This is a genomic window from Lachnoclostridium sp. An138, from assembly GCF_002160765.1.
GTDB classification, from domain to species: Bacteria; Bacillota; Clostridia; order Lachnospirales; family Lachnospiraceae; genus Laedolimicola; species Laedolimicola faecalis.
The window spans coordinates 1-7481 of sequence record NZ_NFLF01000039.1 but is presented as its reverse complement, the minus strand read 5'-3'; the positions used below and the strand labels follow the sequence as shown (position 1 = coordinate 7481).

Sequence of the window (7481 nt, the reverse complement as noted above, 5' to 3'; positions counted from 1 at the left end):
TTTTGTGTGCTGTCAAGGGTGGCGTAAGCTGCCATCAAACATCATATCTGCAATTTTCAAGGTTCAATCTGAGCCTATTTCTTAGACTTCATTTTTTCATAACTCATTTGACACTACCTTCTCCGGCAGGCCGGTAATACCCTCCGGATCAAAATAAGCGTACCATTTTTTCATATGATACGCCTATTTCCGCATATTTTCAATCCGGCTCTCGTTCTGTTTTCATTTTTTCATCAAATCTGCCAGGGATACGCTGTCCAGATACCCTGTTATCATATCATTCAGCTTGTCCCACAGCGGAAGCGTCCGGCAGTCCGCAGCCCTGGGGCAGGGCTGCGCGTCCCGTTCCAGACACGCTACAGGAGCAAGCGTCCCTTCCGTAATACGCAGAATCTCTCCCACGCTGTAATCCTCCGGGCTCCGGTTCAGGCGGTATCCTCCGCCTTTCCCGTGCACCCCTTCCACCAGCTTGTTCTTGGAGAGCATGGTCATAATGCTCTCCATATATTTCTGCGAAATATCCTGCCGGCCGGCAATATCCTTTAAAGGCGTATAACCGTCCTCCTCATACTCCGCCAAATCAATCAGAACGCGCAGGGCGTACCTGCCTCTTGTTGAGATCAGCATTTTCGGCCCCCTCTTTCCTTCAAAACGTTTTCGATATTATACCATGTCCTTCGGACATGGCCCCTCCGGGGGATGCCATGCGGCGCGGTATAATGTCTGGCGACATTATACCATGTCCTTCGGACATGGCCCCTCCGGGGGATGCCATGCGGCGCGGTATAATGTCTGGCGACATTATACCATAAATTCTCCGGAATCTCTATGCTTTCCCGAACAGCTCCATGGATAGGTAGCGGTCTCCGGAATCAGGCAGAAGAACGACGATATTCTTTCCTTTATTCTCGGGACGCCTGGCAAGCCTGACTGCGGCGGCCGCGGCGGCCCCTGAAGAAATTCCCGCCAGCACTCCCTCTTTCGTCCCAATCAGGCGGGCTGTCTCAAAAGCTTCTTCATCAGTCACAGTCAAAATCTCATCATAAATCTCTGTATTCAAAATCTCCGGAACAAAACCTGCTCCAATTCCCTGGATCTTGTGAGGTCCCGGTTCTCCGCCGGAAAGGACAGGGGAAGAAGCCGGTTCCACTGCTGCTATTCTGACCTCCGGGTTCCGGGCTTTGAGGTACTCTCCCACTCCGGTAATCGTACCGCCCGTTCCCACACCGGCCACAAACAGATCTACCTGTCCATCCGTATCCTCCCAGATCTCAGGTCCTGTAGAGGTCAGATGCGCTCCCGGATTGGCCGGATTCGAAAACTGGCCGAGAATAAAACTGCCAGGAATCTCCTGGGCCAGTTCGCGTGCCTTCTGAATGGCCCCTTTCATGCCTGCTGCTCCTTCCGTGAGTACCAGTTCTGCCCCATAGGCCTTCATCAGCAGTCTGCGTTCTCCGGACATGGTTTCCGGCATCACCAGAATAAGACGGTATCCCCGGGCCGCCGCTGCGGCGGCCAGCCCTATCCCGGTATTTCCGCTGGTTGGTTCAATAATGACCGTACCGGGCTTCAGCTTTCCGGAAGCTTCCGCGGCGTCAAGCATCGCCTTTGCAATTCGATCCTTCACAGAGCCGGCCGGGTTCAGGTATTCCAGCTTTGCCAGTATCCGGGCCTCCAGTCCCAGCTCTCTTTCAATTCCCGTAAGCTCCAGAATGGGTGTTTTTCCGATCAGCTGATCGGCAGATGTATAAATTCTGCTCATGTTCATTCCTCCTGTCCTTCCTTCATTCGTTCATTCTTATTACTGCGTCGAATCCCTGCTGCAAATCCGCCAGAATATCGTCAATGTGTTCCGTACCCACGGACAGACGGATAGTATTCGGCCGGATGCCCTGATCCCGCAGCTCTTCTTTCGTGAGCTGCGCATGGGTGGTTGTGGCCGGATGAATTACCAGACTTTTTACATCTGCCACGTTTGCCAGCAGGGAAAAAATCTCCAGGCTGTCGATAAATTTATGCGCTTCTCTCTGTCCTCCCTTTATTTCAAAGGTGAAAATGGAAGCTCCTCCATTGGGAAAATATTTCTCATAAAGGGCATGATCCGGATGCTCCGGAAGAGACGGGTGGTTCACGCGCTCCACCTGGGGATGCCCGGCCAGAAATTCTACGACTTTCTTTGTGTTCTCCACATGCCGTTCCAGTCTCAGAGACAGGGTTTCTGTCCCCTGCAGAAGCAGAAAGGCATGAAACGGGGAAATCGCCGCTCCTGTGTCCCGGAGCAGAACCGCGCGGATATAGGTTACAAAAGCCGCAGGACCTGCCGCTTCCGCAAAGGAGACTCCATGGTAGCTGGCATTTGGTTCTGCGATACCCGGATATTTTCCAGCCGCCTTCCAGTCAAATTTTCCGGAATCCACAATGATTCCGCCAAGGGCTGTTCCATGTCCCCCGATAAATTTCGTAGCAGAATGGACTACGATGTCAGCCCCGTACTCGATAGGCCGAATCAGATAGGGCGTTCCGAAAGTATTGTCAATTACCAGCGGAATCCCATGCTTATGCGCAATTTCCGCTGCCGCGCTGATATCGGGAATATCGCTGTTGGGATTTCCCAGCGTTTCCAGATAGACTGCTCTTGTATCCGCCTGTATGGCCTGTTCCAGCTCTTCCAGATTATGGGCATCCACAAAAGTGGTACGTATTCCATAATGGGGCAGTGTGTGGGCCAGCAGATTGTAGCTTCCGCCGTAAATCGTTTTCTGAGCGGCAATATGGCCGCCATCAGGGGCAAGCGCCAGAATCGCATAGGTAATGGCCGCCGCGCCGGATGCAAGCGCCAGAGCAGCCGTCCCTCCCTCCAATGCCGCGATCCTTTTCTCCAGAATCTCCTGAGTGGGGTTTGTGAGCCTTCCATAAATATTTCCCTCGTCAGCCAGGCTGAAGCGGGCGGCAGCATGCGCCGAATTCTGAAATACATAAGAGGTAGTCTGATAAATCGGCACAGCGCGCGCTCCTGTCGCTGAATCCGCCTCCTCCTGTCCTACATGAAGCTGAAGTGTCTCAAATCTGTAGTGTCTTTTGTTCATGGCAGTTTCTTCCTTTCATCGGCCTGTATTTTACCTATTTATCCAGTAGGTAAATAGACTATATCATCTTTTCCCTGTTATTTCAACTGTTATTTTAATAGGGAAGTCATAAAAATGAGCGCGCCGCCGTTTCCGACAGTGCGCTCGTTTTTATATATTATATAACCTGATCCGTTTTCCTTTATTTTGCGGCAATCGCTGCCTGAGCCGCTGCCAGTCTCGCAACCGGTACTCGGAACGGTGAACAGGATACATAGTCCAGTCCGATGGAATTGCAGAATTCTACGGAACTGGGATCTCCGCCATGCTCGCCGCAGATTCCCACATGCAGCTTCGGATTAGCCGCCTTGCCTGCCTCGACAGCCATCTTCATCAGCTTGCCCACGCCGTTCTGATCCAGCTTCGCAAACGGGTCATTCTCCATAATCTTCGCTTCATAATAAGCAACCAGGAACTTGCCTGCGTCGTCACGGGAGAAGCCATAGGTCATCTGGGTCAGGTCGTTGGTACCGAAGCAGAAGAAGTCAGCTTCCCCGGCAAGCTCGTCCGCCATGAGAGCGGCTCTGGGGATCTCGATCATCGTACCTACTTCATACTTCAGATCGCTGTCTGCCGCCGCGATCTCAGCGTCTGCAGTCTCAACCACAAATTTCTTTACATATTTCAGCTCTTTCACATCTCCCACCAGCGGGATCATGATCTCCGGCACAAGATTCCAGTCCGGATGAGCCTTTTTCACCTTGATAGCCGCGCGGATGACAGCCTTTGTCTGCATCTTTGCAATCTCGGGATAGGTCACGGACAGACGGCAGCCGCGGTGTCCCATCATCGGGTTGAACTCATGGAGACTGTCAATAATCGCCTTGATATGCTCCACTGTCTTGCCCTGAGCTTCCGCCAGCTTCCTGATATCCTCTTCCTCTGTAGGAACGAACTCATGAAGAGGCGGGTCCAGGAAACGGATGGTAACCGGATTTCCTTCCAGAGCCTCATACAGCTCTTCGAAGTCTCCCTGCTGATAAGGAAGAACCTTCTCCAGGGCTTTTTCTCTCTCTTCCTCTGTCTCCGCGCAGATCATCTCACGGAACGCGTCGATTCTTCCCTCGCCGAAGAACATGTGCTCTGTACGGCACAGTCCGATTCCTTCTGCTCCCAGCTCTACCGCTTTCTTTGCGTCAGCCGGCGTATCTGCATTCGTGCGGACCTTCATGGTTCTGAACTTGTCCGCCCAGCTCATAATACGTCCAAATTCGCCTGCAATCGTAGCGTCTACCGTCGGAATGATTCCGTCATAGATATTTCCTGTGGTACCATCGATAGAAATGGGATCTCCCTCATGGAATTCCTTGCCGCCGAGAGTGAATTTCTTATTGGCTTCATCCATGACAATATCGCCGCATCCGGATACGCAGCACTCACCCATACCGCGGGCAACTACAGCTGCATGAGAAGTCATTCCTCCGCGGACAGTCAGGATACCCTGAGCGGACTTCATGCCCGTGATATCTTCTGGAGAAGTCTCAAGACGAACCAGAACTACCTTTTCGCCTCTCTCTGCCCATGCTACCGCATCGTCTGCCGTAAATACAATCTTGCCGCAGGCAGCTCCCGGAGAAGCTCCAAGGCCCTTGCCCATAGGCGTGGCTGCCTTCAGAGCGGCCGCGTCAAACTGGGGATGAAGAAGCGTATCCAGGTTACGGGGATCGATCATAGCTACTGCCTCTTCCTCAGTTCTCATGCCCTCATCTACCAGATCGCAGGCAATCTTCAGAGCCGCCTGAGCGGTTCTCTTTCCGTTACGTGTCTGAAGCATATACAGCTTTCCATGCTCTACGGTAAACTCCATGTCCTGCATGTCTCTGTAGTGCTTCTCCAGAATATCACATACTTCCTTAAATTGCTTGAATGCCTCCGGGAATTTCTCTTCCATCTCGGAAATGTGCATCGGAGTCCGGACGCCTGCAACCACGTCCTCGCCCTGCGCATTTGTAAGGAATTCGCCGAACAGTCCCTTCTCACCTGTAGCCGGGTCACGGGTAAATGCCACGCCGGTACCACAGTCGTCGCCCATGTTTCCAAATGCCATCATCTGTACGTTGACAGCGGTTCCCCAGGAATAGGGGATATCATTGTCACGACGGTATACGTTCGCTCTGGGGTTGTCCCAGGAACGGAATACGGCCTTCACAGCGCCTACCAGCTGCTCTTTTGCGTCAGACGGGAAATCAGAGCCGATCTTTGCCTTGTACTCAGCCTTGAACTGGCCTGCCAGTTCCTTCAGATCCTCTGCGGTCAGCTCCACATCCTGCTTCACGCCTTTTTCCGCTTTCATCTTGTCAATCAGTTCTTCAAAATATTTCTTTCCGACTTCCATCACCACGTCGGAATACATCTGGATAAATCTGCGGTAGCAGTCCCAGGCCCAGCGGGGATTGCCGGATGCTTCTGCCAGGGTTTCCACTACTTCCTCATTCAGTCCAAGATTCAGGATGGTATCCATCATACCGGGCATGGATGCTCTCGCGCCGGAACGTACGGAAACCAGAAGCGGATTTTCCTTATCTCCGAACTTCTTTCCTGTCATCTCTTCCAATTTTGCCATGGCCTCCATAATCTGGCCCATGATCTCATCGTTAATCTGTCTTCCGTCCTCATAATACTGGGTACACGCCTCTGTCGTCACTGTGAACCCCTGCGGCACCGGAAGTCCCAGGCCTGTCATCTCGGCCAGATTCGCTCCCTTGCCTCCGAGAAGGTTGCGCATGCCAGCGTTTCCTTCCTTAAACAAATACACCCATTTCGCCATTGCAATGTTCCTCCTGTTATATAGTTTCTCTCCCCGGCGCTTTTACGTCCTGCAGGGCTCATGCCTGAACGTAAAATATGCGCCGGATATGTGGTCAACGACCAAACCCTGCGCACATTTCTAGTGTAACACATTTGCAATATTTGTCAAGGCTTCTTTGGTAAATTTGTTGTAAAAAGCCACGGTTATGCCGGTCATTTTTTGTCTATTTTTTAACTAACTTCTGGCTTTTCCGCATCCTTTTCCGGAAAACTGCCATAAATATTTTCCGGCCGTTCCGTCTCTGGTTCTCTGAGCAAATCATACATGCGTATAGTTTCTGTTATCCTCCTGGTCCGCACAAGCCGCATGCCAAAATGGCAGTATTTCTCCATTTTCAGACGGCCGTCCGTATCCAGAATACAGGAGACCTTTTTCTCATCCGCCATCCGGAAAACCGCCTCCAGAGCCTCCCGCATATGCCCCTGTCCCTGATAGGGCTTTCTGATGCAGAGCATCTCAATTTTCATAAAAGGCTGTTTTGCTTTTTTCATGCTCTCTTCCAGCGTTCTTCCGCCCGCATTCAGACTTTTTGCCAGATAAAACGCGTCTTTCAGACCGAGAATACGCAGACAGTTCCACAAAAAGCCAGCCATAATGGAAGCCGGAACCGGATTGTCAGAGCTGCTGACAGCAAGAAATCCTTCCCTGTTCTCTCCTACTGCCCATATCCAGCCGCATCTGAGCGCCGCCCGCGCGAAGGCACAGATATACCGACTGACCTTTTCTCTGCTTCCGAAGATGGAGAACATCCCTTCTTCTCCGTCTTCATAGACATAATCTGCAAAAGCATCGCCGATTTCTCTTATTTCCTGCTCTGTCATTTCCGTAATCGGAGTTAGCATACCTGTTTTCCTCCAGTCTGCCGCCCGGCGGCCCTTCTCACGTTCCCTGATTCTTCCGCGGATCTCCTTCCGGTAAGGCCTGCTGATACTCAGTTCTTCTCCGTCCGTCAATCTCACTGTTTCATACGTATATTCCGCAATAAAATCCTGATTTACCACACAGAACTGAGCCGCCCTTCTGGTATTCAAAATAACCGCCGCTGTCTCGTCTCTGGCGGATACTCCGGGACAGTACCTCTCTTAACTGGTCCTCCGGCACCGGCTTTATCAGAAAGTCCAGCGGCTGAATCTTAAAAAGCTGCATCGCGTAGTTCTGCTTCGATGAGATATAGACGATATGCATCTCCATATCATTCAGCTCATTCCTGATAAATCTCCCCACATCGACGCCGTTTGCCTGTACCAGCTCAATATCCAGAAACAGCAGATCAAGCCGGAAGCTCTTTTCCAGATCCTCTCTCAGGCTCTCTCCCGACTCCCAGACCTCCGTCTCAGCTTTTACCCCCATTTTTCCTGAGATGCGGCGAATCTGCTCTTCCAGCTCAGAGCAGAGAATTCTGTCATCGTCGCAGATTCCGATTCTGTACATGTTTATATCCATTCCTTTCGCTTTGCTCAGGCACAAAACGTTATGAAAATGGTTTTCCTGAGCCTATTTTTTCGTTATAATTCTTGTTCATAGGGAACCCGGTATACTACAAATCA

The 7481-nt window shown here is 51.5% G+C and carries 6 protein-coding genes; all 6 read right to left on the bottom strand.

All coding sequences use genetic code 11. The annotated features are described in order from the left end of the window. Nucleotides 1-222: 222 nt before the first annotated feature. Entirely contained in the window at nt 223-627 is a 405-nt protein-coding gene (locus B5E82_RS17490; protein ID WP_087308803.1) for an RrF2 family transcriptional regulator, read from the bottom strand. Nucleotides 628-826: 199 nt separating this feature from the next. Further along, nucleotides 827-1762 carry a cysteine synthase A gene (cysK, locus tag B5E82_RS17485; protein ID WP_087308802.1) on the bottom strand — a complete coding sequence of 312 codons (936 nt, stop codon included), beginning with the start codon at nt 1760-1762 and terminating at the stop codon, nt 827-829. A gap of 22 nt (nt 1763-1784) precedes the next feature. Continuing rightward, nucleotides 1785-3086, bottom strand: a complete 1302-nt coding sequence (locus tag B5E82_RS17480; RefSeq protein ID WP_087308801.1) for an O-acetylhomoserine aminocarboxypropyltransferase/cysteine synthase family protein — start codon at nt 3084-3086, stop codon at nt 1785-1787. Between the two features lie 181 nt (nt 3087-3267). After that, a complete protein-coding gene (gene ppdK, locus B5E82_RS17475) occupies nt 3268-5892 on the bottom strand; it encodes a pyruvate, phosphate dikinase (protein WP_087308800.1) in 2625 nt (874 codons plus the stop codon). Between the two features lie 212 nt (nt 5893-6104). After that, nucleotides 6105-6965, bottom strand: coding sequence for a hypothetical protein (locus B5E82_RS17470; protein ID WP_140393186.1), 861 nt, complete (start codon nt 6963-6965; stop codon nt 6105-6107). Then, nucleotides 6898-7365, bottom strand: coding sequence for a LytR/AlgR family response regulator transcription factor (locus B5E82_RS17465; RefSeq protein ID WP_162610816.1), 468 nt, complete (start codon nt 7363-7365; stop codon nt 6898-6900). The genes B5E82_RS17470 and B5E82_RS17465 overlap by 68 nt, the downstream gene beginning before the upstream one ends. Nucleotides 7366-7481: the final 116 nt, after the last annotated feature.

What these genes read in the sequence shown, in the direction of transcription:
- cysK (WP_087308802.1), bottom strand. Translation starts at nt 1,762, where the DNA reads ATGAGCAGAATTTATACATCTGCCGATCAGCTGATCGGAAAAACACCC.
- ppdK (WP_087308800.1), bottom strand. Translation starts at nt 5,892, where the DNA reads ATGGCGAAATGGGTGTATTTGTTTAAGGAAGGAAACGCTGGCATGCGC.
- B5E82_RS17480 (WP_087308801.1), bottom strand. Translation starts at nt 3,086, where the DNA reads ATGAACAAAAGACACTACAGATTTGAGACACTTCAGCTTCATGTAGGA.
- B5E82_RS17465 (WP_162610816.1), bottom strand. Translation starts at nt 7,365, where the DNA reads ATGTACAGAATCGGAATCTGCGACGATGACAGAATTCTCTGCTCTGAG.
- B5E82_RS17490 (WP_087308803.1), bottom strand. Translation starts at nt 627, where the DNA reads ATGCTGATCTCAACAAGAGGCAGGTACGCCCTGCGCGTTCTGATTGAT.